Source organism: Streptomyces sp. NPDC002057 (assembly GCF_040296665.1).
In the GTDB taxonomy this organism is placed as follows: Bacteria; Actinomycetota; Actinomycetes; order Streptomycetales; family Streptomycetaceae; genus Streptomyces.
This window is the reverse complement of the sequence record NZ_JBEOXR010000003.1, coordinates 241,132-266,048: the sequence shown is the minus strand read 5'-3', so window position 1 is coordinate 266,048 and position 24,917 is coordinate 241,132. Positions and strand designations below refer to the sequence as shown.

At 72.4% G+C, this 24,917-nt stretch carries 24 protein-coding genes and 1 pseudogene; 12 read left to right on the top strand and 13 right to left on the bottom strand.

The annotated features are described in order from the left end of the window. Positions 1-23: 23 nt before the first annotated feature. A complete protein-coding gene (locus ABT129_RS04470; RefSeq protein WP_351896409.1) occupies positions 24-1,040 on the top strand; it encodes a proline racemase family protein in 1,017 nt (338 codons plus the stop codon). Beyond that, positions 1,037-1,972: an ornithine cyclodeaminase family protein gene (locus ABT129_RS04465; protein WP_351896407.1), complete on the top strand. Its 936-nt coding sequence runs from the start codon at positions 1,037-1,039 to the stop codon at positions 1,970-1,972. The genes ABT129_RS04470 and ABT129_RS04465 overlap by 4 nt, the downstream gene beginning before the upstream one ends. Before the next feature lie 55 nt (positions 1,973-2,027). Here the strand turns inward: ABT129_RS04465 and ABT129_RS04460 are convergent, their stop codons facing one another. The 5 genes from ABT129_RS04460 to ABT129_RS04440 all read right to left on the bottom strand — a co-directional run bounded on the left by ABT129_RS04460 (position 2,028) and on the right by ABT129_RS04440 (position 7,732). After that, positions 2,028-2,963, bottom strand: coding sequence for an ABC transporter ATP-binding protein (locus ABT129_RS04460; RefSeq protein ID WP_351896526.1), 936 nt, complete (start codon positions 2,961-2,963; stop codon positions 2,028-2,030). 77 nt (positions 2,964-3,040) lie between these two features. Then, complete coding sequence (locus ABT129_RS04455; protein ID WP_351896405.1) at positions 3,041-4,045, bottom strand: ABC transporter ATP-binding protein; 1,005 nt, start codon at positions 4,043-4,045, stop codon at positions 3,041-3,043. Then, on the bottom strand, positions 4,045-5,031 hold the full coding sequence (locus ABT129_RS04450; RefSeq protein WP_351896402.1) for an ABC transporter permease: 987 nt from the start codon (positions 5,029-5,031) through the stop codon (positions 4,045-4,047). The genes ABT129_RS04455 and ABT129_RS04450 overlap by 1 nt, the downstream gene beginning before the upstream one ends. Then, positions 5,028-5,972, bottom strand: a complete 945-nt coding sequence (locus tag ABT129_RS04445) for an ABC transporter permease (protein WP_351896400.1) — start codon at positions 5,970-5,972, stop codon at positions 5,028-5,030. Before ABT129_RS04445 ends, ABT129_RS04450 begins: the two co-directional genes overlap by 4 nt. A 14-nt stretch (positions 5,973-5,986) precedes the next feature. Continuing rightward, positions 5,987-7,732, bottom strand: a complete 1,746-nt coding sequence (locus ABT129_RS04440) for an ABC transporter substrate-binding protein (RefSeq protein ID WP_351896397.1) — start codon at positions 7,730-7,732, stop codon at positions 5,987-5,989. Positions 7,733-7,932: 200 nt separating this feature from the next. On the opposite strand from ABT129_RS04440, the gene ABT129_RS04435 reads away from it, so the two are divergent. The 9 genes and pseudogenes from ABT129_RS04435 to ABT129_RS04395 form a co-directional block, all read left to right on the top strand. Next, complete coding sequence (locus ABT129_RS04435) at positions 7,933-9,126, top strand: NAD(P)/FAD-dependent oxidoreductase (RefSeq protein ID WP_351896395.1); 1,194 nt, start codon at positions 7,933-7,935, stop codon at positions 9,124-9,126. Between the two features lie 44 nt (positions 9,127-9,170). Then, positions 9,171-9,485 (top strand): (2Fe-2S)-binding protein, encoded by a 315-nt coding sequence (locus ABT129_RS04430; RefSeq protein ID WP_351896393.1) that lies wholly within the window; start codon positions 9,171-9,173, stop codon positions 9,483-9,485. Beyond that, positions 9,466-10,956: an FAD/NAD(P)-dependent oxidoreductase gene (locus ABT129_RS04425; protein WP_351896389.1), complete on the top strand. Its 1,491-nt coding sequence runs from the start codon at positions 9,466-9,468 to the stop codon at positions 10,954-10,956. Before ABT129_RS04430 ends, ABT129_RS04425 begins: the two co-directional genes overlap by 20 nt. Positions 10,957-11,041: 85 nt before the next feature. Next, positions 11,042-11,950, top strand: coding sequence for a dihydrodipicolinate synthase family protein (locus ABT129_RS04420; protein ID WP_351896387.1), 909 nt, complete (start codon positions 11,042-11,044; stop codon positions 11,948-11,950). A 258-nt stretch (positions 11,951-12,208) separates the two neighbouring features. Continuing rightward, the gene (locus tag ABT129_RS04415) at positions 12,209-13,594 is read left to right on the top strand and encodes an aldehyde dehydrogenase family protein (protein WP_351896385.1); all 1,386 of its coding nucleotides are present in this window, start codon (positions 12,209-12,211) and stop codon (positions 13,592-13,594) included. Positions 13,595-13,641: 47 nt separating this feature from the next. After that, complete coding sequence (locus tag ABT129_RS04410) at positions 13,642-14,316, top strand: GntR family transcriptional regulator (protein WP_351896383.1); 675 nt, start codon at positions 13,642-13,644, stop codon at positions 14,314-14,316. Positions 14,317-14,507: 191 nt separating this feature from the next. After that, positions 14,508-15,569 carry a hypothetical protein gene (locus ABT129_RS04405; RefSeq protein WP_351896381.1) on the top strand — a complete coding sequence of 354 codons (1,062 nt, stop codon included), beginning with the start codon at positions 14,508-14,510 and terminating at the stop codon, positions 15,567-15,569. A 163-nt stretch (positions 15,570-15,732) separates the two neighbouring features. Further along, positions 15,733-16,905, top strand: a complete 1,173-nt coding sequence (locus ABT129_RS04400; RefSeq protein WP_351896379.1) for an alpha-hydroxy-acid oxidizing protein — start codon at positions 15,733-15,735, stop codon at positions 16,903-16,905. Positions 16,906-17,071: 166 nt separating this feature from the next. Beyond that, positions 17,072-17,170, top strand: a pseudogene (locus ABT129_RS04395) (IS5 family transposase); the annotation flags it as partial. A gap of 132 nt (positions 17,171-17,302) precedes the next feature. Here the strand turns inward: ABT129_RS04395 and ABT129_RS04390 are convergent. Continuing rightward, positions 17,303-17,662: a DUF5713 family protein gene (locus ABT129_RS04390; RefSeq protein ID WP_351896377.1), complete on the bottom strand. Its 360-nt coding sequence runs from the start codon at positions 17,660-17,662 to the stop codon at positions 17,303-17,305. A gap of 93 nt (positions 17,663-17,755) precedes the next feature. Next, entirely contained in the window at positions 17,756-19,117 is a 1,362-nt protein-coding gene (locus ABT129_RS04385) for a hypothetical protein (protein ID WP_351896375.1), read from the bottom strand. A 69-nt stretch (positions 19,118-19,186) separates the two neighbouring features. Here ABT129_RS04385 and ABT129_RS04380 point away from each other — a divergent pair, with 69 nt between their 5' ends. Further along, positions 19,187-19,372 carry a hypothetical protein gene (locus ABT129_RS04380; protein ID WP_351896373.1) on the top strand — a complete coding sequence of 62 codons (186 nt, stop codon included), beginning with the start codon at positions 19,187-19,189 and terminating at the stop codon, positions 19,370-19,372. A 64-nt stretch (positions 19,373-19,436) separates the two neighbouring features. On the opposite strand, the gene ABT129_RS04375 is transcribed toward ABT129_RS04380, so the two are convergent. From ABT129_RS04375 to ABT129_RS04350, 6 genes are all read right to left on the bottom strand, one after another. Next, positions 19,437-19,682 (bottom strand): hypothetical protein, encoded by a 246-nt coding sequence (locus tag ABT129_RS04375; RefSeq protein ID WP_351896371.1) that lies wholly within the window; start codon positions 19,680-19,682, stop codon positions 19,437-19,439. 216 nt (positions 19,683-19,898) lie between these two features. Further along, positions 19,899-20,669 (bottom strand): transposase, encoded by a 771-nt coding sequence (locus ABT129_RS04370; protein WP_351896369.1) that lies wholly within the window; start codon positions 20,667-20,669, stop codon positions 19,899-19,901. 82 nt (positions 20,670-20,751) lie between these two features. Next, on the bottom strand, positions 20,752-21,585 hold the full coding sequence (locus tag ABT129_RS04365; RefSeq protein ID WP_351896367.1) for an aldo/keto reductase: 834 nt from the start codon (positions 21,583-21,585) through the stop codon (positions 20,752-20,754). Positions 21,586-21,830: 245 nt separating this feature from the next. Then, positions 21,831-22,241, bottom strand: a complete 411-nt coding sequence (locus tag ABT129_RS04360; RefSeq protein ID WP_351896365.1) for a GlcG/HbpS family heme-binding protein — start codon at positions 22,239-22,241, stop codon at positions 21,831-21,833. A 46-nt stretch (positions 22,242-22,287) separates the two neighbouring features. Continuing rightward, positions 22,288-23,496, bottom strand: a complete 1,209-nt coding sequence (locus ABT129_RS04355) for an MFS transporter (RefSeq protein ID WP_351896362.1) — start codon at positions 23,494-23,496, stop codon at positions 22,288-22,290. 662 nt (positions 23,497-24,158) lie between these two features. Beyond that, a complete protein-coding gene (locus ABT129_RS04350; RefSeq protein ID WP_351896360.1) occupies positions 24,159-24,686 on the bottom strand; it encodes a hypothetical protein in 528 nt (175 codons plus the stop codon). Between the last annotated feature and the right edge of the window lie 231 nt (positions 24,687-24,917).

Genomic DNA, 24,917 nt, shown 5'->3' with positions numbered 1-24,917 from the left:
CCGCCCACCGGAGGCCGTACTTCGTGAGCACCACCCCGCACTCCGTCCGCACCAGCGACTACCACGCCGCGGGCGAACCCTTCAGGATCGTCGACGAGGACCTCCCCCCGATCCCCGGCGACACCGTCGCCGAGCGCCGCGCCACCGCCCTCGGCCCCGGCGGCACGGATCCGCGTCCGGGACCCCTCGACGAACTGCGCCGACTCCTCGTGCAGGAACCCCGCGGGCACGCGGGCATGTACGGGGGCTTCGTCGTGCCGCCCGACGACGACGGCGCCCACCTCGGCGTGCTGTTCTGGCACAAGGACGGGTACTCCACCGCCTGCGGGCACGGCACGATGGCGCTCGGGGCCTGGGCCGTCGACACCGGACGCGTCCCGGCCCCGGCCGACGGGTCCGCCGTCGTCCGTGTCGACGTGCCCTCGGGACGCGTCACCGCCACCGTCCACCGCGCCGCCGGACGCACCACCGGCGTCACCTTCCGCAACGTCCCGACCCGCGTCACCGCGCGCAAGGTCCCGGTCACCACCTCCTTCGGCGCCGTCGAGGTCGATCTCGCCCACTCCGGCGCCTGCTACGCCTCCGTCGCCGCCGGCGCCCTCGGCCTCGACACGTCCACGGCCGCCCTCCCCGCGCTCCTCCGCGCCGGACAGGACATCCGTGCCGCGCTCGCCGGCCACCCGGCCACCCGGCACGCCGAGGACCCACGTCTCTCCGGCGTGTACGGCGTCGTCCTGCACGAAGAGCTGCCCGACACCCCCACCGGCCCCCGCCAGCGCAACGTCACCGTCTTCGCCGACGGACAGATCGACCGCTCGCCCTGCGGCTCCGGCACCTCCGCACGCCTCGCCCTGCTCGGCGAGGACGGGCGCCTCGGCCCGGGGGACACCCTGACGCACGAGTCCGTGGCCGGCACCGTCTTCACCGGCCGACTGCTCGGCGGCGGGGTCACCGAGGTCACGGGCCCGGCGCACCGCACCGGCACCCACACCTTCCTCCTCGACCCCCACGACGACCTGGGGACGGGGTTCCTCCTGTGACCGGGCCGCTCCGGATCGACGCCACGGCCACGGCGCGCCTGCTGGGCCCGGCGGCGGCGATCGACGTCCTCGCCGGGGTCCTGCGGGCGGGGCTCGACCCCGAGGCCGTACCGCCCCGCACCGCCGTCCCCGTTCCCGCCGGCGAACTCCTCCTCATGCCCGCGGCCACCGCCGCCCACGTCGGCGTGAAGATCGCCGGGGTGGCTCCCGCCAACCCGGCCCGCGGCCTGCCCCGCGTCACCGGCTCCTACCTGCTGCTCGACGGCACGGACCTGCGCCCGCTTGCCCTCCTCGACGGCGCGGCCCTCACCGAACTGCGCACCCCGGCCGTCTCCGCGCTCGCCGTCCGCCATCTCACCCCCGGCGACCGGCCGTCGCGCCTCGTCCTCTTCGGCACCGGACCCCAGGCGTACGGACACCTGGAGGCAGTCCTCGCCGTCCGCGACCTCGCCGAGGTGAGCGTCGTCGGGCGCGACCCGGCCGGGGTCCGCGCCCTCGCCGGGTACGCGCGGACGCTCGGTGTCCCCGCCCGCCCAGGCACCCCCGACGACGTGGGCGGGGCCGACCTCGTCGTCTGCTGCACCACGGCCCGTACCCCGCTCTTCGACGGCGACCTGGTGGCCCCCGGTGCCACCGTCGTCGCGGTCGGCTCGCACGAGCCGACCGCCCGCGAGACGGACACCGCGCTCGTGGTCCGCTCCGAGGTCTACGTCGAGGCGCGCACCGCGGCCCTGCGCGAGGCCGGCGACCTGCTCGTCCCGACCGCCGAAGGGGCGATCGCGGAGGACCACATCGCGGGCAACCTCGCCGAGCTCGTGACCGGTGCCCGCGCCCCGTCGGCCGAACGCCCCCGGTTCTTCAAGAGCGTGGGCATGGCCTGGGAGGACCTGGCCGTCGCCGTGGCCCTGTACCGGGCGGCGCTCGCCGGCTGAACGACGCCGAACGCCCCGGCCCCGCACGCGCGGGACCGGGGCGTTCGCCGTGCCGTCAGCCGGTCTCGGGGAAGTGGCAGGCGACCTGACGGGCCTCGCCCGGTGCGGCGACCCTCAGCGGCGGCGCCTCCGTCCGGCAGATCTCCCGCGCCTTGGGACAGCGCGGGTGGAAGGTGCAGCCCGGCGGGGGAGCGGCCGGGCTCGGCGGATCGCCGAGCAGGGTGATCCGCTCCCGGGCCCGTTCGGCCGCCGGGTCGGGCAGGGGTACGGCGGACAGCAGCGCCCGGGTGTACGGGTGCGCGGGCGCCGCGTACACCCGTTCCTTCACCCCGATCTCCACGATCCGCCCGAGGTACATCACGGCGACCCGGTCACAGACCCGTTTGACGACCGAGAGGTCGTGGGCGATGAAGAGGTAGGCGAGGCCGAGTTCGCGCTGGAGCCGCTCCATCAGATTGACGATCTGCGCCTGGACGGAGACGTCGAGCGCGGAGACGGGCTCGTCGGCGACGACGAGCCGGGGGCCGGTGGCCAGCGCGCGCGCGATCCCGATGCGCTGCGCCTGGCCGCCGGAGAACTCGTGCGGATACCGGTCGACGTGCTCCGGGATGAGTCCGAGCAGCTCCATCAGCTCCACGGCCCGCTTGCGAGCCCCGGACGCCGAACTCCCCTGGACCAGCAGCGGATCGGCGATGATCCGGGCCACGGTCTGGCGCGGGTTGAGGGAGGAGTGCGGGTCCTGGAAGACCATCTGCAGGTCGCGGCGGAGCGGTTTCAGCTCCCGCTGCGACAGATGGCTGATGTCCCGCCCGTCGTACGTGACGGAACCGGAGGTCGGTTCCAGGAGCCGCACGATCATGCGGCCGGTCGTGGACTTGCCGCAGCCGGACTCGCCGACCAGGCCCAGCGTCTCGCCGGCGGCCACGTCGAAGCCGACGCCGTCCACGGCCCGGACCGGTGCCGAGCGGGCGCGCCGCCCGGGGAAGGTCATCGTCAGGTCCCGGACGGAGAGCAGGGGCACGGAGGCGCCGCCGGCGCTCGGGCGCGACGTCGTGGTGGTGGTCGTGGTCACGGGGCGACCCCTTCGTACGCGGGGAAGTGGCAGGCGGCCGGATGCCCGTCCGGGCCGCCGAGGAGCGGGCGTTCACCCGCGCAGCGGGCCCGCTCCTCGGCGGTGCCGGCGGCCGCGCGTGGGCAGCGCGGAGCGAACGCGCAGCCCGGCGCAGGTTCGAGCAGGGACGGCGGGCTGCCCGGTATCGCCCGCAGCGGCCCGTCGTCCCGGTCGTCGAGCCGGGGCAGCGAGTCGAGCAGGCCACGGGTGTAGGGATGGGTGGGGGAGGCGAAGAGGGCGTCCACCGGGGCGTGTTCGGCGGCCCGTCCGCCGTACATCACCAGGACCTCGTGGGCGACGCGGGCGACCACGCCCAGATCGTGCGTGATCATGACGACCGCGAGCCCCCTCTCCTGCTGGATCCGGGCGATCAGCTCCAGGATCTGGGCCTGGACGGTGACGTCCAGCGCGGTGGTGGGTTCGTCGGCGATGAGGAGGTCGGGTTCGCAGGCCAGGGCCATCGCGATCATCACGCGCTGACGCATGCCGCCGGAGAACTGGTGGGGGTACTCGCGGGCCCGGCGGCGCGGTTCGGGGATGCCGACCTCGCCGAGCGCCTCCACGGCCCGTTCGCGGGCGGCCGCGCGGCGGGAGCCGAAGTGGACCCGGTGGTGCTCGGCGATCTGTTCCCCGACGGTGTAGTACGGATGGAGGCTGGACAGCGGGTCCTGGAAGATCATGGCCATCCGCCGGCCGCGCAGCCCGTTGAGCTCGCGTTCGGAGAGACCGATCAGCTCGCGTCCGCCGAGGGTGACGGAGCCGGTGACCTCGGCGCCGGTGTGCAGACCCATGACGGCGAGCGAGGTCACGGACTTGCCCGAGCCGGACTCGCCGACGAGGCCCAGGGTGCGCCCGGGCGGTACGTCGAAGGCGAGCGAGTCGACGGCCCGCACGGGTCCGTGCCGGGTGGGGAACGTGACCGTCAGGTCCCGTACCGAGAGGAGGGGGGCGGGGTCGGCCATCAGTACCTCACTCGCGGGTCGACGACGGCGTACAGCAGGTCGACGACCAGGTTGGCGACGACGATGAAGGTGGCGGCGAGCAGGGTGACCCCGAGGATGACCGGCTGGTCCCCGGTGGACAGGGCCCCGTAGAAGAGGCGTCCGATGCCGGGCAGTCCGAAGATGGACTCGGTGATCACGGCGCCGGCCAGCAGTCCGCCGAGGTCCATCCCGAAGATGGTCAGGATCGGGGTCATGCCCGCGCGAAGGCCGTGCTTCACCACCACAGTGCGGCGCGGCAGGCCCTTGGCGCGGGCGGTGCGGATGTAGGGCTCCGCCATGCTCTCGATCATCGCGCCCCGGCTCTGCCGGGCGTACATCGCGGCGTACAGGACGGCGAGCGCCAGCCAGGGGAGCAGCAGGTTGGTGGCCCAGGCGAGCGGGTCGTCGCCGAAGGCCACGTACTGCGGGTACGGCAGCAGTCCGGTGACCCGGATCAGCCCGAGGATCAGCAGAACCGACGTGAAGTAGACGGGCAGTGAGGCGGCGGCGACCGCGCCGACCATCAGGGCGCGGTCGGTGAGGGTGTCCTTGTGGAGGGCGGCGGTGACCCCCGCCGAGAGCCCGAGGAGCAGCCAGAGGACGGCGGCCCCGAGGGCGAGCGAGGCGGAGACGGGCAGCCGGTCCACGAGCAGGTCCCAGACGTTCTGGCTGTTCTCGTACGAGTAGCCGAGGCACGGGAAGCCGCAGTGCAGGGCGTACTGGCCGCTGCCCATGGTGCGCCCGGTGAAGATGCCGGTGACGAAGTCGGTGAACTGCCGCCACAGCGGGGCGTCGAGGCCCATGTGGGCGCGGATCGCCTCCAGCCGTTCGGTGCTGCACGCCTTGCCGCAGGCGGCGGCCGCCGGGTCGGAGGGGAGGACGTAGAAGATCGTGAAGGTGACGGCGGCGATGGCGACGAGGACGCCGAGCACGCCCACGAGCCGACGGCCGAGGTAGAGGATCACGTGCCGCTGCCTCTCGGGTCGAGGACGTCGCGCAGTGCGTCGCCGAGCAGGGTGAACGCGAGCACGGTGAGGAAGAGACAGAGGCTCGGGACGAGGAAGTACATGGGGTCCGTGTCGTAGTAGGCCACGCTCTCGGCGATCATCTGGCCCCAGGACGGGGTGGGGGGCCGGACGCCCACGCCGAGGTAGCTGAGGGCGGCCTCGGTGGCGATCATCCCGGGGACGATCAGCGTCGTGTACGCGATGACCGGCCCGGCGACGCCCGGCAGGATGTCGCGGGCGAGGATCCGCCAGGGGCCCGAGCCGCCGACGCGGGCGGCGTCGACGTACTCGCGGTGCTTGAGGGAGAGGGTCTGGCCGCGGACGACCCGGGCGATGCCGGGCCAGCCGAAGAGACCGATGACGGCCGTCATCAGGACGATCCGGTTGACGTCCCGGGCCACCGACATCATCGCGATCATGAAGATGAGGGAGGGGAAGGACATGGTGAGGTCCATCAGCCGGGACAGCACCGTGTCGGTGCGGCCGCCGAAGTAGCCGGCGGCGACGCCGGCCGCCGTCCCGGCGACGACGACGATCGCCGTCGCCGAGAAGGCGATGAGCAGGGAGACCTGGGCGCCGTGGACGACCCGGGCGAACAGGTCGCGGCCGGTGACGGGTTCGACGCCGAGCCAGTGCTCGGCCGAGACGCCGCCGAGCGGCCCGATGGGCAGGCCGCCCAGGTACGGGTCGACGGCGCTCTTGTCGAACTCCTCGGGGCCCCAGCCGCCCAGCGAGCCGATCAGTGGGGCGGCCGCGGCCAGGAGCGCGAGGAACGCGACGACGGCGAGCGAGAGCCGCACGGAGGTGCGGCGGCGCAGCTCCGCGCGGACGAGCTGCCAGGGACCGCCGCCCGCTCGTGCGGGCGGCGCCGGGGGCGTGGTGGTGGACGTGGTGGTCATCGGGGCGGCTTCCTTCAGCTCGCGCTCTTCGCGGGGTCCTTGAGGCCGACCGTCGCGTAGTCGATCTGTCCGCCGAAGGAGGTGTGGCCGTAGGCGCCGGCGATGTTGGTGCCGATCAGCAGGGGCTTGCGCTCGACGACGCCGGGCGCGGTCGGGGCCTTGGCGAGGATCTGGGCGTCGAGCTCCCGCCACGCCTGGTTCGCCCGCTGGGCGTCGGTCATCGCGGCGATCTCGTCCATGCGCTTCATCGTGGCGTCGTCGCGGAAGAGCGAGTGGTTGCCGGAGTTGCCCTTCTCCTTGATGTAGCGGCCGTCGAAGACGAAGGGGAGGAAGGTCGAGCCGGAGGGGAAGTCCGGACACCAGCCGGTGTACGTGAGGTCCGTGCGGTTCTTGGTGTCGCCGATCGTGTCGTAGAAGGCGGACGGGTCGACGGTCTCGATGGTGACCTTGATCCCGGCCCGGCCCAGGGACTGCTGGATCGCCTCGCCGATGGCCTTGTCGCCGGTGGAGACGGTGACGCTGGTGGTGATGCCGTCGGCCCTGCCCGCCTCCTTCAGGAGCTGCTTGGCCTTCTCGACGTCGCCGGTGAGCGGGATCCGCAGTGTGTCGGGCTGCTTGCCGCCGAAGAGGGAGCCGGGCATGAGCGCGCTGGCGGGGTCGTTGAGCGCGGGACCGCCGGAGGCCGTGAGGAGGGCCTCGCGGTCCAGGGCGTACTGCACGGCCCGGCGGACCCTGACGTCGTCGAAGGGCGCGCGGCCGGTGTGCATCTGCACCATCTCGGTGCAGTTGGTCGACTCGGCGAGGAGGCGTGCCCGGACGCCGGGCTCGGTGAGCACCTTGGGGGTGGACTCGGGGCGGAGCGAGGCCCAGGCGACCGCGGAGGCGTCGGCGCCGGTGGAGGCGATGAGGCGGTCGTCGACCTGGTTGGCCTTGAGGCCCATGGTGACGACGATCCGGTCCGGGTACGCCTTGCGGACGGTGTCCGTCGAGGCGCTCCAGTGGGTGTTGCGCACGAGGACGATCTGCTTGTCCCGGGCGTACGTCTCGATCTTGTACGGGCCGGAGGAGAAGGGCCGGTTGTCGTACTGCGGTCCCCTGTCCCGGGACTTGGGGACGGGGCTGAAGGTGGGCAGCGTGGTCGCGTAGGGGAACTCGGCGAAGGGCTTGCGGAGTTCGAAGACGATCGTGCGCTCGTCCGGGGTCTTCACGGAGTCGAGGTGCCTTCCCCGCGCAGGGCCCTGGTAGCCCTCGGCGCCGATGAGGTAGCGGGCGGCGTAGTCGGGGCCGCCGGGCAGGTCCGGGGAGAAGGACCGCTCCACGTTGTACTTGACGTCCTGGGCGGTGATCGGGGTGCCGTCCTCGTACTTCAGCCCCGGCTTGAGTCTGAAGGTCCAGGTCCTGGCGCCGTCGGAGGAGACGCCGAGGTCCTCGGCCAGGTCGGTGGTGAGCTCCCCGCCCTTCGCACCCGGTTCGGCCCGGTACGTGAGGAGGGTGCGGTAGAGGAGCCGCGTGCCGAAGTCCATGTCGCCCATCACCCAGTTGCGGGCCGGGTCGAGGTGGGTGAAGTCCTGGTTGGACAGGATGGTGAGGGTGCCGCCCTTCTGCGGGGTGCCGCCCACGACCGCGCCGTTGTTGGAGAGCGCGGGGTTCTCGCGGCCCCGGGTGGAGCTGTCGGACGTCGTGCCGCCGGCGCAGCCGGTCGCGCCGAGGGCCAGGGTCGTCACCAGGGCGGTGGCCAGGGTGCACGTGCGCTTGTTCATGAGGGTCACTCCGAGAGAGCGGTCGGACAGCCAGGGGCTGGAATGTGACCTGTAACATAGTAATGTGAAATTGCACTGACAAGGTGTCGGGGCGTCCGTTACGCATCCGTGTCCGGGTGGCGTCCGGCGTGGCTCCGGCCGACTGGAATGCTCCGCTTCGGGGTCTTGGCAAGGTTAGTGCCATGTGAAATATTACTGCTGTGCCCACGAGAAAACCCTCGGACCTCATCGTCGTCGGCGCCGGCGTCGTCGGCGCGGCCTGTGCCCACTACGCCGCCCGCGCCGGCCTCACCGTCACCGTCGTCGACCGCGGTTCCGTCTCCGGCGGAACCACGGGCGCCGGGGAGGGCAACCTCCTGGTCTCCGACAAGGAACCGGGACCCGAGCTCGAACTCGCCCTGCTCGCCACCTCGTTGTGGCGGGAGCTCGCCGAAGAGCTCCCCGAGCGGGTCGAGTACGAGGCCAAGGGCGGCCTCGTCGTCGCGGCGGGCGAGGCCGGGATGGGTGCCCTGCGGGAGTTCGCGGCCCGTCAGGAGAAGGCGGGCGTCACCGCCCAGGAGATACCGGGGGACCGGCTCCACGACCTGGAGCCCCACCTCGCCCACGGCCTCGCGGGCGGCTACCGCTACCCTCAGGACGCCCAGGTGATGCCCGCCCACGCCGCCGCCCACCTGCTGCGCACCGGCGGCGACCGCGTCAGGCTGCGCCTGGGGGAGGAGGTCGTCGGCCTGCTCACCGGCGCGTCCGGTGAGATCCGCGGCGTACGGACCACCGCGGGGGAGCTCCACGCCCCGTACGTCGTCAACGCCGCCGGAACCTGGGGCGGCACCCTCGCCGGACTCGCCGGCGTGCACCTGCCCGTCATGCCCCGCAGGGGCTTCGTCCTCGTCACCGAACCGCTGCCCCGCGTGGTCCGCCACAAGGTGTACGCCGCCGACTACGTGGCCGACGTGGCCAGCGGCTCCGCGGCCCTGCAGACCTCGGCGGTCGTCGAGGGCACCCCGGCCGGGCCCGTCCTGATCGGCGCCAGCCGCGAACGGGTCGGCTTCGACCGGAGCCTCTCCACCGAGGTGCTGCGCCGTCTCGCCGCCGGAGCCACCGCCCTGTTCCCGGTCCTCGCCACCGTGCGCGCCATGCGGACCTACCTCGGCTTCCGCCCCTACCTGCCGGACCACCTGCCCGCGATCGGCCCCGACCCGCGCGTCCCCGGACTGCTGCACGCCTGCGGACACGAAGGCGCGGGCATCGGCCTCGCGCCGGTGACCGGGCGGATCATCGCGGCCTGCCTGACCGGCGACCGGCCGCCCCTCGACATCGATCCGTTCCGTCCGGACCGGTTCGCCGCACCCGAGAGCCCCGCCGCCCCCGGAAGCCCCGCCGCGTCCGAGCGCTGAGGCGCGCCCGTACCGTCACCGTCCCCGTCACGAGAGGAGGGCCCGTGGCCCGCACCCCCGCCGACCTGGTCGGCGCACAGCCCGATCCGCCGTTCGAGATCACCTTCGACGGCCGGAGCGTCAGCGCCCTGCCCGGACAGACCGTCGCCGCCGCCCTGTGGGGCGCCGGCATCCTCGCCTGGCGCACCACCCGGGACGGAGGCCGGCCGCGCGGCGCCTTCTGCGGCATCGGCCAGTGCTACGACTGCCTGGCCACGGTCAACGGCGAACCCAACCGCCGTGCCTGTCTGGTCCCCGCCCGCCCCGGCGACGCGATCACCACCCAGGAAGGACACGGCCATGACCGCCTCGCCGTCTGAGCCGCGCGGAGCGCGCGCGGCGGGCGGACCGTACGACCTCGCCGTCGTGGGCGCCGGCTCCGCCGGGCTCGCCGGCGCCGTCGCCGCCTCCGAACTCGGCCTCTCCGTGGCCCTGCTGGACTCCTCCGCCCACTCCGGCGGGCAGTTCTACCGGCATCCGGCGCCCGCGCTCGGGGCCGTACGGCCCGAGGCCCTCCACCACGACTGGTCCGCCTTCTCCGATCTGCGCCGGCGCCTGGCGGCGAGCGACGTCACCCGTCTCTCCGGACACCACGTGTGGTCGGTGGTACGGGAAGCGGACGGGACCTGGGCGGTGCACGCGGTCACCGGCGCCGACGGCACCGCCGAACGGCCCGCCCTGGTGCGGGCCCGGACCCTGCTGCTCGCCACCGGTGCGTACGAGCGCCAACTTCCCTTCCCCGGCTGGACCCTGCCCGGCGTCGTCGGCGCCGGGGGAGCGCAGGCCATGCTCAAGTCCGGGCTCGTGCTCCCCGGCCGCCGCGTCGTCGTGGCCGGCAGCGGCCCCCTCCTGCTCGCCGTCGCCTCCTCGCTCGCGGCGGCGGGGGCGAAGGTGCCCGCCGTGGTCGAGGCCGCCGGCTATCTGCGGTACGCCCGCAGCCCCCGCGCGCTCGTCACCAACCCCGCGAAGGCGGCCGAGGCCCTGACGCACGGGGCCGCCCTGCTCCGGCACCGCGTGCGGGTGCTGCCGGGCAGCGCGGTCACCGAGGTGCACGGCACCGACCGGGTCGCGGCCGTCACCGTCACCCGGCTCGACCGCGACTGGCGGCCCGTGCCGGGGACGGGGCGGCGGATCGCCTGCGACGCCCTGGCCGTCGGGCACGGCCTCGTCCCCCAGATCGAGCTGGCCACCGCCCTCGGCTGTGCCACCCGTCCACTGCCGGACGGGACCCTGGGGCTCGCCGTGGACGGAGATCAGGAGACCTCGGTGCCCGGACTGTGGGCGGCGGGCGAGACCGGTGGCGTGGGAGGCGCCGGACTCGCCCGGACCGAAGGAGAGCTGGCGGGGCGCGCGGTCGCCGCCCGGCTGCGGGGCCGCCGGGCGGAGTCCACCGGCGGGACCGGCGGACTGCGCCGTCGCCGGGACCGGATGCGCGCCTTCGCCGAGGTGATGGCGGCGGCCCACGCGCCCGGCCCCGGGTGGCCCGCGTGGCTGGACGACGACACGGACGTGTGCCGCTGCGAGGAGGTGACCGCGGGGCGGGTGCGCGAGGCGGCCGCCGACCTCGGCGCCCACGACGCGCGGACGGTCAAACTCCTCACGCGGGCCGGCATGGGCTGGTGCCAGGGGCGGATGTGCGGGACGGCGGTGGCGTGCCTCGCGGCGCGCGGCGGCCCCGCCGAACCGCCCGCCGAACGGCGCCCGTTCGCCGTCCCCGTCCCCCTGGGGACACTCGCCGCGCTGGGCGATCCGGTCGACCCGACCGGCGACCGGCACCCCGACGCCCCCTAGAGCGGGGCCCGGCGGGAGAAGCCCGCCAGGGCAGCTCCTTCCACCCATCTATAAAATGTCACATGCTATAGAGAGGTCCGTCGCCATGACCGACACCACCTGGAACACCACGCGCCCCTGGCGCGGCATCATGGTCGCCACCACCCTCCCCTTCCGGGAGGACCTGAGCGTCGACCACGACGCCTACGCCGAGCACGTCGCCTGGCTCCTCGCCAACGGCTGCGACGGCGTCGTGCCGAACGGCTCCCTCGGCGAGTACCAGACCCTCACCGACGACGAGCGCGCCCAGGTCGTCCGTACCGCCGTCGAAGCCGCCGGTGACGGCACACGCGTCATGCCCGGCGTCGCCGCCTACGGCAGCGCCGAGGCCCGCCGCTGGGCCGAGCAGGCCGCCGAGGCCGGCTGCGGCTCCGTCCTCCTCCTGCCGCCCAACACCTACCGCGCCGACGAGGAGGCCGTCCGCGCCCACTACACCGAGGTGGCGGGAGTCGGCATCCCGGTCGTCGCGTACAACAACCCCATCGACACCAAGGTCGACCTCACCCCCGGCCTGCTGGCCCGCCTGCACGCCGACGGCAGCATCGTCGCCGTCAAGGAGTTCAGCGGAGACGTCCGCCGCGCCTACGAGATCGCCGAACTCGCCCCGGAACTCGACCTGCTGATCGGCGCCGACGACGTCCTCCTGGAACTCGCCGTCGCCGGCGCGGTCGGCTGGATCGCCGGCTACCCCAACGCCCTCCCCGTGAGCTGCTCCGAGCTCTACCACGCCGCGGTCGCGGGAGACCTCGCCACCGCCGTGCCGCTGTACAAGTCCCTGCACTCCCTGCTCCGCTGGGACTCCAAGACGGAGTTCGTCCAGTCCATCAAGCTCTCCATGGACATCGCGGGCCGCCGCGGAGGCCCGACCCGTCCGCCCCGGCACCCGCTCACCGGAGCGATCGAGAGCGGCGTGCGCACCGCCACCGAGAAGGCCGTCGCCGACGGCCACCGCTGACGACACCCGCGCGAACGCGCACCGAGCCTGCACACCGAGCCGGCCGCACGCGAGCCTGCACACCGAGCCGGCCGCGCACGCGAACGCGCACCGACCCGGCCGTACGCGGAAGCCCGCGCCGAGCCGGCCGCGCGCGAGGCCGCGCGCGGAGGTGAGGCCGGGGCCGGCCTCGGAGTCGGCCCCCTCCACCGCTCCGGGGCCGGCCTCCGCGCCGTCCCACCCGACCCGTACGACCCCTTCCCCCGGAGGCTTCCTCCCGTGACCGACGTCCTTCCCACCGTCATCTCCCGCAACCCGGCCGACCCGGCCGACGTCATCCTGCGGACCCCCGCGCCCGGCGCCTTCGCGGCCGTCGACACCGTCGAACGGGCCCGGGCCGCCCAGCCCGGCTGGCTCCTCGGCGGAGCCGCCGCCCGCTCCGCGGCCCTCGGTGCGATCGCCTCCGGCATCGAGGCCGCGGCCGGGGAACTGGCCGCGCTCGCCGTGCGCGAGGTGGGCAAGCCGCTCGCCGAGGCCCGGGCCGAGGTGGCCCGCGCCGCGGCGATCTGGCGCTACTACGCCCAGGCCCCGTTCGGAGCCACCGGCGCCGTCCACGAGACCGCGACGGGCCCCGGACTGCTCCTCACCCGGCGGCGACCGCACGGCGTGGCCGGACTGATCACCCCCTGGAACTTCCCCTTCGCCATCCCGACCTGGAAGGCGGCCCCGGCCCTCGCGGCGGGGAACACGGTCGTCCTCAAGCCCGCCCCCGAGGCCACGGCGTGCGCCCTGCGGCTGGCGGAGATCGTGCGACGCGAGCTGCCGGAGGCGGTGTTCACCGTGCTGCCCGGCGGGGCGACCGAGGGCAACGCGCTCGTCTCCGCCGCCGACGTCGTCTCCTTCACCGGCTCCACCCCCGTCGGCCGGGCGGTGGTCCGTGCCGCCACCGCCCGGGGCATCCCCGTGCAGGCCGAGATGGGCGGGCTCAACGCCGCGCTCGTCCTGCCGGACGCGGACATCGAGCAGGCGGCCGCCCACATCGCCGCCTCCGTCGCGGGGTACGCGGGCCAGAAGTGCACCGCCACCAGCCGCGTCGTCGCGGTCGGCACCTCGCTCGACCCGTTGCGCGAGGCGCTCTCCGAAGCCCTGCGGGCCCTCCCCGTCGGCGACCCCGCGGATCCGGCCACCGTGTGCGGGCCGCTCATCCACGAGAGCGCTCGCGACAGGGTGGCCGACGCCTGCCGGGGCCTCTCCGTCCTCGCGGGCGGCACGGTGCCCGAGCGGTCCGGCTGGTACGCTGCCCCGACCCTGGTCGAGAAGGTCGCCCCGGGGCACCCGCTGCTGCGCGAGGAGGTCTTCGGGCCCGTCGCGTCCCTGCTGCCCGCCGACGACCTCGCGCACGCGATCCGGATCACCAACTCCGTACCGTACGGCCTCGTCACCTCGGTCCACACGGCCGACCTGAACGCGGCCCTGAACGGCCTCGACCTGCTCGACACCGGGATGATCCGGATCAACGCCCCGTCCACCGGCGTCGACTTCCACCTGCCGTTCGGCGGCGCCAAACACTCCGGCCACGGGCCCCGCGAGCAGGGCGGCGCGGCCCTGGAGTTCTACACGTCCGGCCGGACGTACACCCTGGCACCGGCGGGTGCGGCGACGTGACATCGTACGGTGGTGATGTCAACCGGACCGAAGGGATCACCACCGTCATGGGGCACCTGACCCACCGCGACCTCAACGCCTCCCGGGAACGGCTCCGCGACCAGGTCGCCCATGCCCTGCGTGCCGCCCTGATCTCCGGAGAGCTGCGCCCCGGGGTGGTGTACTCGGCGCCGACCCTCGCCGAGGACTTCGGCATCTCCGCCACCCCCGTCCGCGAGGCGATGCTCGACCTGGCCCGTGAGGGCCTCGTCGAGCCCGTGCGCAACAAGGGGTTCCGGGTCACCGAGGTCGACGAGCGCGACCTCGACCAGTACACCGAGATCCGTGCCCTCATCGAGATCCCGACGGTCGGCAGGGTCACCGGGATCGCGTCCCGCGAGGACCTGGAGGCGCTCCGCCCGGTCGCCGAGGAGATCGTGCGCGCGGCCCGCGAGCACGACCTCATCGGCTACCTGGAGGCCGACCGGCTGTTCCACCTCACGCTGCTCGGCCTCGCCGGCAACGAGCGGCTCGTCGAGACCGTCGGCGACCTGCGCAAGCGGTCGCGCCTGTACGGCCTCACCGCCCTGGACCGGAGCGGCGACCTCGTCCCGTCGGCGGAGGAGCACCTGGAGCTGCTCGACCTGATGATCGCCGGCGACGCCGAGGGCGCCGAGCAGTGCATGACGCGGCACCTGGGCCACGTCCGCTCCCTGTGGGCCGAGGGCAAGCGGGACCGGTAGCGCCGGACGACGGAGGGGCCGGGTTCCTTTCGGCGGACGGACGACAGCCGTTCACCGATGCAATGTCACATCCGATCGGCCGGCACGGCCGTGGAGCCGCTATACGATCATGAGAAGGCCCTGGGGAGGGGCCGATTCGACGACGGGGGCGGCGAGCCGTGCACACACCTGGGGAGAAGGACGGGTCGTCCGTGCCGGACGACGTCTGGGAGCAGTTCCTGCGGGACTCCGTGGACGGGGTGCCGGACGCGCCGAAGGAACCGTCGGCGCGCGCCCGGACGGTGGCGGGACGGCTGGGTGACCAACCGGCCGGGGAACAGGGCTGGCGTACGTACACACCGCCCCAGCCCCGGCGGCGGAAAGGCCGGTACGTGGTCGGGCTGATCGCCGCGGTGGCCCTGCTGGTGGCGGCGTTCGACCCGTGGGACATGATCGGCTCCTCCGGCGCGGAGGGGCCGCCACTGGCCCAGGAGTCGGGGCGGCCGACCCAGGCGCCGCCCGTGGAGCCGGCCGGACGCCCCACGCTCGACGACCCGTTCAAGGGCTCGCCCGCGGCGCGTTGGGCCGACGGCACGGCCGGGATCACGGTCCCGGCTGCCCGGGCGACCGGCTGGATGGACGAGGCGCAGGTGGAACGATCCCTGCGGCAGAGCCGCGACTTCCTCGCCGCGGCCGGTCTCGACCCGGCCGTGCTGCGCGGTGAGCGCCCCACCCGGGCCATCGCCCTGATCAACCCGCACCAGCCGGACATGAAGACGTATCTGTCGGCCGCGTTCCGCACGCCGAGCGCGGAGAACGATCCGCTGCTCCTCTTCAGCCGGTTCGAGGCCTCCCACGCGCGCGTGGTCGGCGACGTCGTGAAGACCCGGGGCCGCCTCACCTACCGGGAAGGCGAGCGGGGCGCCCTGGAGGTGACCGCCGACGTCACCTCCGTGTATCCGGTGGTCCGGGCGGAGGCGGGCAGCGACGAGGTCGTGCGCACCGTCGTGCGGCGCGAGGTGGTGATGAGCTGGGACGACCCCTCGAAGATCATCACCGAGCCCGGAACCTTCTCGCTCGTCTCGTACAAGGTCGACATGACCAACGGCGGCTGCGACAACCACAGCGGCTACTTCCGCCCGGAGTTCGGTGCGGAGCGCGGCGCCGACGGCTCGACCGGCGGGGAGACCGTCGACCCGTACGACCGCAGTACGCCGATCTCCGAGGGTTCGGGAGGCACGGACGGCAGGTGCGGGACGGCGACGCGTTCGTGACCGCTCCCCGTCCCGGCCGCCGCTCCACCCCGCTCCGTACCGATTCCCGGCCGCCGTTCCATGGTCACGCGCGCGTGTGACGGGCACGATGGGGGCCACCACTTGGGGCGCTCCGAGCGCTCCGGCAGGTGGCCGACAGGAACCGGAAGGGACGAGTCCTCCCATGCCCCAGCAGTACGGCGACTACCAGCACGAGATCTACTTCGACGGACTCTTCGGGGTGCTCCCGACACTGCCGATGACCTTCGCCGAACTGGAGACGAAGGCGCGGGCGGCGCTCCCGCCCTCGCTGTGGTCGTACGTGGCGGGCGGTGCGGGTGACGAGCACACCCAGGAGGCCAACGCCACGGCCTTCCGCTCCTGGGGGCTCGTACCGCGCATGATGGTCGGCGCCGACCGGCGTGACCTGTCCGTCGACCTGTTCGGACTGAAGCTGCCGTCCCCGCTGTTCATGGCGCCGGTCGGGGTCATCGGACTCTGCGCCCAGGACGGGCACGGCGACCTGGCGACCGCCCGCGCCGCCGCCCGCACCGGCGTGCCCATGATCGCCTCCACGCTCACCGTCGACCCGATGGAGCAGGTCGCCGCGGAGTTCGGGGACACGCCGGGCTTCTTCCAGCTCTACACCCCCACCGACCGCGACCTCGCGGAGAGCCTCGTGCACCGGGCCGAGGCGGCCGGGTTCCGGGGCATCGTCGTCACGCTCGACACCTGGATCACCGGCTGGCGACCGCGCGACCTCGCCACCAGCAACTTCCCCCAGCTGCGCGGTCACGCGCTCGCGAACTACACCTCCGACCCCGTCTTCCGCGCCCGCCTCGCGAAGGCCCCCGAGGAGGACCCGCGCGCGGCCGTCCTGGAGTGGGCCGGTGTCTTCGGCAAGCCGCTCGTCTGGGACGACCTGGCCTGGCTCCGCTCGCTCACGGACCTGCCGATCGTCCTCAAGGGCATCTGCCACCCCGAGGACGTCCGCCGGGCCAGGGACGGCGGCGTCGACGGCGTCTACTGCTCCAACCACGGCGGCCGTCAGGCCAACGGCGGACTGCCCGCCCTCGACGCGCTGCCCGGCGTGGTCGCCGCCGCCGATGGTCTCCCGGTCCTCTTCGACTCGGGGGTCCGCTCCGGCGCCGATGTCGTCAAGGCGCTCGCCCTGGGCGCGACGGCGGTGGGCGTCGGCCGCCCGTACGCGTACGGGCTGGCCCTCGGCGGCACGGACGGCGTCGTCCACGTGCTGCGCTCCCTGCTCGCCGAGGCCGACCTGATCATGGCCGTCGACGGCTACCCCACCCTCGCCGACCTCCGCGAGGAGGGCGCCCTGCGGGCCGTCCGCACGTAGGGCCTGTGTCGAAAGTGGATCTTTGACTGTGAATGATCACGGTTCATGGGTCGGGGAGATCTCACAGATGAGCAGTGGGCGGTGCTGGAACCGTTGTTGCCGAAGGGTGCCAGGGCGGGGCGGCCGCCCCGCACCAGGCGGCGTCTTCATCGAGCCCCGTGATCATGGGCTGGGCCGGTCGCGAGGCGGGTTCACCACCAAGCTCCACTTGGCCGTCGAGCAGTGTCAGAAGCCCATGGCAATCGTGATCACGGCAGGACAGCGCGGAGACTTGCCGCAGTTCGAACCCGTGCTGTCGCCACGCGGTACGACAAGCTCGCGGTCCGCTACGAGGCGACAGTCTTGATCGCAGCTCTCAACGAACGGCTTTAACCGGAGGCGACCTTCTCGACCCTGTTCAACAGTCCCGGCCGGCGGTCAACTCCTCCGCATCCGCATCCGCATCCGCATCCGCATCCGCGAACCCGTATGACGACGCGACGAAGCAGAACTCGTCGCAGATCCACTCACGGGCGACCGTCTCGATCCCGCTCCCCGCCGCCACAAACTCCCTGTCCAGCAGGTTGAACTCCTCCGTTGCGGCTTGGGTGAGCCCATACAGCGTTTCCAGATCCGACGGCTGCCCGGCCTCAATGCGCTCGCACAGCTGCAGCAGGATCGCCCTCCCCTCGTCGACCACGTGGTCAGGGAAGTACGAGTCGTCGTACATCTCCCGCAGGAATGCGTGCCCCGCTACCTGCGGGTTTGTGATCGGCACGGCACTTCCCCAGCTCCGCGAAATGCTGACGCCACTACCCGGTGGACGCCAGACCCCACGTGACCACTACTTTCACAACAGGCCCTAGTGGGGTCACAAGCCAGCAGCGGTGAGGATCCGATACATCTGGGTCGGCCGCAGCACAGAATTGGCAGCGGCGTCGTCGGCTACCTGGGGGTCCGGGTCACCGAGCAGCCGCTCCAGCAACACGTCCGTGACGTTGGGGTGACGGGCGACCCCGCGGCGCAGGAAGGGCTCGGCAGCGGCGGCGAGCTGCTGAAGGTACGGCAGGGGCAGCTCCGGATCCTCCAGGGCGAGGTAGCGCACGTTCGGGCTTGGCTCGTCGACGAACGTGCGCAGCACGTCACGAGGGAAGTGGGGGTGGTCGACGAGCAGCGGTCGGATGTGCAATACGTCGCCGTGAGCGCGGACCAGTCCCTCCAGAACCTCCGGTGGTGTGTTCGGCCGACGGGCGGCAGCACGGCGGACTGCGAGTTCCGGGTCGCTGTCCAGCCGACGCCATGCCTCTTCAGGCAGGTCGTGACAGGAGGCCAGTACGCGCCGGAATGGTGTGTACTGGCAGTCCAGGTAGGACATCTGCTCATCGAGAGGCGCCTCGCGCAGCCAGTCCGGTTCGGCGAAGTTCCAGCCCAGAGCCACTTCCGCCTCGATGCTTCCGTCCGCGCGTTCGGCTTCTACGAGCGCATACAGTCGCTCCCGGGTTTCGGCGTCCACATGCCGACTTTGCGCAACCGCGACCCGCACGAGCGGGTCGTCGATGCCCAAAAGCTGGGCAACCATCTCTGCCGACAGATGAGGGTTACCGGCGACAGCCTGATGGAGCTCCTCTTCCTCGTGCCGCATGAGCTGCGCAAACTGTTCCGATGTGAGTGGGACATAGCGTGCCACGCTGATGCGCACTGCAGGGTCGGCAAGGCAACGCTCCCTCCACTCAGGCGGGACACCCGGATTCCTGTGCTCGGTGGCGGCTGCACGGACCTGAGGATCCGGGTGAGCGAGTAGATCCAGTTGCACGGCGAGAGGCCGGTCGTACCAGGCTCGTGCGACCGCGGCACGCAGGCTCGGACTCGGTGAGCTGGCGAGCATCATCCGAGGCTGGCCATAGGCTTCCTCCAGGTCGTCGATGCCGATCTGCACCTCGCGGTTGACCATGTCGCGGACAAAGTCTGTGAACGCGTTGCGGACCGCCGGATCGGGATGCTCGGCGATCCTTCGGCGCATCTCCGGGGAGATCCGGTCCCCGTGAAGGCCCACAGCGGTGTTGCAGTCGCCGTGCGTCAGCAGAGCATCGACGACGGCGTCCTCCAGCCGCCCGCGACGCTGCGATATCCCGTGTCGGCCGGCCTTGTGTGTAGCCAGACGCACCAGGACATCCTGAGGAGCCAACGGGTTCCGCCCCAACCCGGAGAGTTGGGGGTGATCAAGGCTTGTCATGCGCTCAACCTAGTCGGGCCGTCGCGTGCCAGCCTTCCATCGGCCTTGGTCCGGAAAAGGAGTGTCGCGGTGGCGGAAGCGGTCGCGGCCCGCGTCTGGGTCGCGTGGGGCGGGGCGTACGGCGTGGAGGTCGAGCACCACCACATCGACCACCCGGTCCTGCCCGCCTCCACCCCCGCCCGACCGCCCGTTCCGGCCCCGTACTGCGCCCCGGGGTGGGAGAGGATGATCTCGACCAGCGCTGTCACTTCGTAGCGCACGGTCATGGTTGAGCGCCGGCGGCCACGCCTTGCTGTCGGACCGAACGCTGCCAACGACATCACCCACTGATCTGAGTGTGGGCCGGTCCTGAGTCGTAGCGGTCGAGGAACGCGTTCGCTGGGAGGTCGAGTTCATGCAGTTTGGAGAACACCTCCGTGCCCGCGCCCATCTCCTCGTCACCATGGGAGATCCGGTATGCCTGCACCATGTCGAGGACTTCGAGGTCCCCTTCCCTGGCGTACTCGGCCGACTCCCGCTCGGCCAGTTCGATGGCCTCGTCGAGGGACCGCGCTCGGAACAGCACGACACGTTCCTTGAAGGGACGGTTTTCCCAGGTCAGCCATCTATAGAAGGTTCTGGCGCTGTACCACGCCTTCGGCTCGTGCCTCATAGCCGGTCCGCCATCCCCTCGCGCCAAGCCGTGATCATCGCAAGGGAAGATCTACTTTCGCAACAGCCTCTAAAGGGTGTTGCAGAAGGACCGCCTTCGGCAGGCCGAAGTGGCGCTTGACCTGTTGTTTCACCGTGCCATGGCGAGGTTGTGCATGTGGGCGACCGCTTGGACCGCGTGGTGGAGGCCGTCTCCTCTCTGGCGGCAGTCGCGAAGGATCTTCCAGTTCTTCATCCGGGCGAAGGTGTGCTCGACGCGGGCATGGACGCGTCGGTGTTCGGCGTTGTCTTCCTCCTGGCCGCGCAGGAGGGGGCGACCGGCTCTCTTCCGGTGCGGGACGATCAGCCCAGTGCCGAGATAGGCGCCGTCCGCGATCACCGTCGTCCCGGCCGCCGTGGCCGGCAGGCCTGATTCCCGCCACACGTGGGCGTCGGCCTCGTTGCCCGGCGCAGGCCGGGCCGAGGCGACAACCAGGCGGCTGTCCGCGTCGATGGTGACCTGCACGTTCGCCGAGAACCGGTAGGTGCGGGAGGAAGCTCCGACGGTCCGGTCGCGGACCGGGATCAAGGTTCCGTCCACGATCCACAGCCGGTCGACGTCGGCGACAGGCCGCGGGGCGGGTTCCAGGGCCAGCAACGGACGTAGGCGCTGGATGACCCGGCAGACGGTGGCCGCGGAGATCCCGAAGAGCGGGGCGAGCTGCCGCATGGTGAGGTTGGTGCGGTAGTAGACGGCCACCAGCAGGACCCTGTCGGCCAGCGGCAGGCGCCACGGCCTGCCGCCACCGGGACCGTTCCCGCCTCGCTCCTTCACCACTTTCATCAGCTTTGCGAACCGGTCGATCCGCAAGCCCGCGAATGTCTCAACCCACACCGGCTCAGCCCGCAACACCCCACCCATACAGGGAAGATGCCCGGAACTGAGCCTTCTGCAACACCCTTTAGGGCCTGTCTCACCGTTCCCGCAGGGTCCGGGCCGGGCGTCAGTTCAGGGTGTCGGGGTCGGGTCCGGTACGCAGCCCGCGGTCCAGGCTGGCGAGCGTGCTCACCTCCTCGTCGGAGAGGGCGAAGTCGAAGACGTCCAGGTTCTCCCGGATACGCGCGGGCGTGACGGACTTCGGGATCACGACGTTCCCGAGCTGGAGGTGCCAGCGCAGCACCACCTGGGCGGGGGACTTCCCGTGCCGGGTCGCGATGGCGACGATCGCCGGGTCGGCGAGCACGGCGCCCTGGGCGAGCGGGCTCCACGCCTCGGTGGCGACGGCGTGCGCGGCGTGCAGTTCGCGGAGCTCGCGCTGCTGGAGCGCGGGGTGGAGCTCGATCTGGTTGACGGCCGGCACGAGGTCGCTGCTGTCGAGCAGCCGACGGAGGTGCGCGGGCTGGAAGTTGGAGACGCCGGCGGCACGGACCCGCCCGTCGGCGACCAGCTTCTCCAGCGCGCGCCAGGTGTCGACGTACAGGTCGCGCGCCGGGGTGGGCCAGTGGATCAGGTACAGGTCGACGTGGTCGAGTCCCAGCTTGGCGAGGCTGTCGTCGAAGGCGCGCAGGGTGGAGTCGTACCCCTGGTCGGCGTTCCAGAGCTTGGTGGTGACGAAGAGCTCGTCGCGGGCGATGCCGGAGTCGGCGAGGGCCCGTCCGACGCCGGCCTCGTTGCCGTAGATGGCGGCCGTGTCGATCGAGCGGTAGCCGGCCCGGAGCGCGTGGCCGACGGCGGCGGTGGTCTCGTCGTCGGGCACCTGGAAGACACCGAAGCCGAGCTGCGGGATCTCCACGCCGTTGTTGAGCGTGACGGTGGGGAGGGGGGACGTGGGGGTCATGACGTACTCCTTGCGGGGTGTGCGGTGGTGGTGGGGGAGCGGGCCTCGGGCGGTGGCCGTCGCAGGGGCCCGGGCGGTGTCCGGCGTCAGGGGTGGCCGGCGGCCACGGGGACCCGCCCTGCCGTCGGCTCTACACAAGACCTGATCGCGGACGGGGACCGCACCGGTGGGGTAGTTGAGGCCGATGACGTCGAGGACGTCGGCCGACCGGACGTGCCCTGGTCGGCAGCGCGTCCCGTGGAGGGTCATCGGGGTCGAGTCAGCTCCTGGAGCGCGGCGATCGCGATGGAGTGGTCCTGTTCCGGGGCGCCGCCGCCCACGCCGAGGGCGCCGACGAGACGTCCGTCACGGTGTACGGGCACGCCGCCGGCGATGAAGAGCAGCGGCCGGTCGAGGGCGGTGGGCAGGGAGTGGAACGGTCCATCGGGCTTGACGAGGTCGACGAGGTCGGCGGTGGGGGCGTTGAGCTGCAGGGCGGTGTAGGCCTTGCGGGTGCTGGTCTCGCCGGAGATGAGGACGGCGCGGTCGTCGCGGCGGAAGGCGAGGAGGTGGCCACCGGCGTCGAGGACGGTGACGCTGGCGGTGACCCCGGTGGTGTCAGCGGCGTGACGGGCGGCGGTGATCAGTGTCTCGGCGTCGTTGATGGTGAGGCTCATGATGTGCGTTCCTTGTGGTGGGGGGTGCGGATAGGGGATGGGGTGGTCAGTGGTGTACGGGGATGCGGGTGTCGCCGGTGGCGGTGGCGGTGGCGGTGGCATCGGCCGTGAGGGTCCGGCGCTCCAGCGCGGCGGACCAGAGGGCGAGGCCGAGGGCGGCGGCGGCGAGGGCGGCGCCGACCCAGTTGGGTGCGGTGTAGCCGAGGCCGCCGGCGATGACGAGGCCGCCGAGCCAGGCGGCGAGCGCGTTGCCGAGGTTGAAGGCGCCGATGTTGACGGCGGAGGCGAGGGTCGGCGCGCCGTGCGCCTGGTCGAGGACGCGCTTCTGCAGCGGCGGGACGGTGGCGAAGCCGAGCGCTCCGACGAGGAGGATGGTGATCGCGGCAAGGATCTTGTTGTGCGCGGTCACCGTGAACAGCGCGAGCACCAGCGCCAGGCCGCCGAGGGCCACGTACAGCATGGGCATCAGCGCACGGTCGGCGAAGCGGCCGCCGAGCAGGTTGCCGAGGAACATGCCGATGCCGAAGAGCACGAGCAGCCAGGTCACCGAGCCGTCCGCGTAGCCGGCGACATGGGTCATCATCGGCGCGATGTAGGTGATCGCGGCGAAGACACCGCCGAAGCCGAGCACGGTCATCGCCATCGCGAGGAGCACCTGCGGGTTACGGAACGCCTTCAGCTCGCCGCGCAGGCGAGCGCCCTCGGGGCGGGGCATGGCCGGGACGAGCTTCGCGATACCGAGCAGCCCGACGACACCGAGCGCGGCGACGATCGCGAAGGTGGTGCGCCAGCCCAGGGCCTGCCCGATGAACGTGCCGAGCGGCACGCCGACGATGTTGGCGACGGTGAGCCCGGTGAACATGGTGGCGATGGCGCCGGCCTTCTTCTCCGGCGCGACCAGCTCAGCGGCCACGACCGACCCGATGCCGAAGAACGACCCGTGGGCGAGTGATGCGACGACGCGGCCCGTCAGCATCACTCCTAGGTTCGGGGCGAGTGCGGACAGCAGGTTGCCGAGCACGAACAGGCCCATGAGCAGCATCAGCATGCGCTTGCGACTGACCTTGGCCCCGAAGACGGTGAGCAGCGGTGCGCCGACGACGACACCGAGGGCGTAACCAGTGACGAGCAGGCCGGCAGCAGGGATGGAGACACCGTAGTCGGCGGCGATCTCGGGCAGCAGTCCCATGATCACGAACTCGGTCGTGCCTATGCCAAAGGCTCCGACTGCTAGAGCGAGTAGTGCGAGCGGCATGGCTCGCCCCCTTCCTGAATTGCTTGAGGCATCTCTTTACGTGCTTCGACAATAATTGCACACGCGCCATATGTGCAACCGCAGGTAGTCGGTGCGCTCTCGGTGGTGTGGGCTGCAGACGAAGGGGTCCTGGCGCGGTGCCGACCGGTCGGCACCGCATCTGACGTCGCCGCCCTCAGGACACGGGCCCGCCTGCCCCGGTGTGACCAGCGGTGAGGCGGCCGGCTCCTCGGTCACCTGGAGCGGACGCCTCTGTCGCGAACCGCGTGGTCGGCCCTCAGGTAGGGCGGCCATGGAGAGAAGGAGGATGTGTGCGGTGCCGACAACGTTCCGACCGGTGCTCGCGACCGTCCCGCTGCGCGTCGGTGCGGACGATGCGGACGCGTCGGCGTGATGGTGCTCCCGCTCCTTGTCGCCGGGGGCGGTCCGGGTCGCTGCTGCTTGCCGACGGCCGGACGGTGGGCAGCCTCGAACTGCCGTGACCCGGCCGGCCGTGATCGAGGCGCCCGATCGTCGCCGCACTTCGGGACTGAGGATCGGGCCCGCCGCTCGTGGCGAGGTGATCCGTCAACAGGTGCCGCTGGGGAGGACCGGCGTCCAGCGGTTTCGGCTGGTGACCTTACGGAGGCGCGGTGTGCGGCCTCCTGGCGACCGGGGCCCCGTCAGGAGCGTCGACGTCCGCCGGGTGAACTCCGGGGAGCCGGGGTTCCCGGCGTGCCCGGCACGCGTCCGGCCCGCGCGTAGAGACGCTCGCGAGAGGCCAGCGCGATTCCCCCGAGCAACGCGGTACTGGCAGCCGACGCGGCGGCCGTGACCCGGACTCTCTGCGGCACGTCCTCGACGTCCTGACGCTCGCCGTCGCCCATGACGCACACCGTGCGCAGGCTGCGGAAGTCGACCTCGTAGTCCACCGCCCCCTGCAGCTTGGCGCGACACGGGTGGTTGTAGGGGAACGGAGCCGAGTCCGCGCCGCCGTCCTGCGCCACGACCACGGTCGACATCAGGACCAGAGCCCCCATCGCGTACGACGCCACGGCTGTGGCACCGCTTGCCAGAGCGCAGCCGGCGAGCGCGCGCCACCACCCGGGCCACCGCCTGCTCTTCGTGAAGGCGATCCTGACGGACTGGGTCAGGAGAAAGACGACGGATGCGAGGGCGGCCAGAAGTACCACCGGTAAGAAGAAGATCATGGTGCTGCCCTTCCTCGTGCTCAGCTGCGCACGGCCTCTCGGCCGTCGCCGAGCTGGACTTGACGCCAAGCCGGGACGTGCGACGCGTCCACCACGTGCACAGGAGCACGACCGTCTCCGTGATCGACATGCTCAAGGGCCTGCTCGGTTCCCTGCCGCAGCGAAGACATCCACCGACACGCTCATGGGCGCGGTGGATCACCGCCGCGACGGCACGGTCCACCGAGGTCG

Bases quoted from the DNA above. Each gene is read 5' to 3' on its own strand.
- ABT129_RS04460 (WP_351896526.1), bottom strand. From the start codon at position 2,963: ATGACCTTCCCCGGGCGGCGCGCCCGCTCGGCACCGGTCCGGGCCGTG.
- ABT129_RS04455 (WP_351896405.1), bottom strand. From the start codon at position 4,045: ATGGCCGACCCCGCCCCCCTCCTCTCGGTACGGGACCTGACGGTCACG.
- ABT129_RS04445 (WP_351896400.1), bottom strand. From the start codon at position 5,972: ATGACCACCACGTCCACCACCACGCCCCCGGCGCCGCCCGCACGAGCG.
- ABT129_RS04440 (WP_351896397.1), bottom strand. From the start codon at position 7,732: ATGAACAAGCGCACGTGCACCCTGGCCACCGCCCTGGTGACGACCCTG.
- ABT129_RS04425 (WP_351896389.1), top strand. From the start codon at position 9,466: ATGACCGCCTCGCCGTCTGAGCCGCGCGGAGCGCGCGCGGCGGGCGGA.
- ABT129_RS04420 (WP_351896387.1), top strand. From the start codon at position 11,042: ATGACCGACACCACCTGGAACACCACGCGCCCCTGGCGCGGCATCATG.
- ABT129_RS04410 (WP_351896383.1), top strand. From the start codon at position 13,642: ATGGGGCACCTGACCCACCGCGACCTCAACGCCTCCCGGGAACGGCTC.
- ABT129_RS04400 (WP_351896379.1), top strand. From the start codon at position 15,733: ATGCCCCAGCAGTACGGCGACTACCAGCACGAGATCTACTTCGACGGA.
- ABT129_RS04385 (WP_351896375.1), bottom strand. From the start codon at position 19,117: ATGACAAGCCTTGATCACCCCCAACTCTCCGGGTTGGGGCGGAACCCG.
- ABT129_RS04370 (WP_351896369.1), bottom strand. From the start codon at position 20,669: ATGGGTGGGGTGTTGCGGGCTGAGCCGGTGTGGGTTGAGACATTCGCG.
- ABT129_RS04365 (WP_351896367.1), bottom strand. From the start codon at position 21,585: ATGACCCCCACGTCCCCCCTCCCCACCGTCACGCTCAACAACGGCGTG.
- ABT129_RS04360 (WP_351896365.1), bottom strand. From the start codon at position 22,241: ATGAGCCTCACCATCAACGACGCCGAGACACTGATCACCGCCGCCCGT.
- ABT129_RS04355 (WP_351896362.1), bottom strand. From the start codon at position 23,496: ATGCCGCTCGCACTACTCGCTCTAGCAGTCGGAGCCTTTGGCATAGGC.
- ABT129_RS04350 (WP_351896360.1), bottom strand. From the start codon at position 24,686: ATGATCTTCTTCTTACCGGTGGTACTTCTGGCCGCCCTCGCATCCGTC.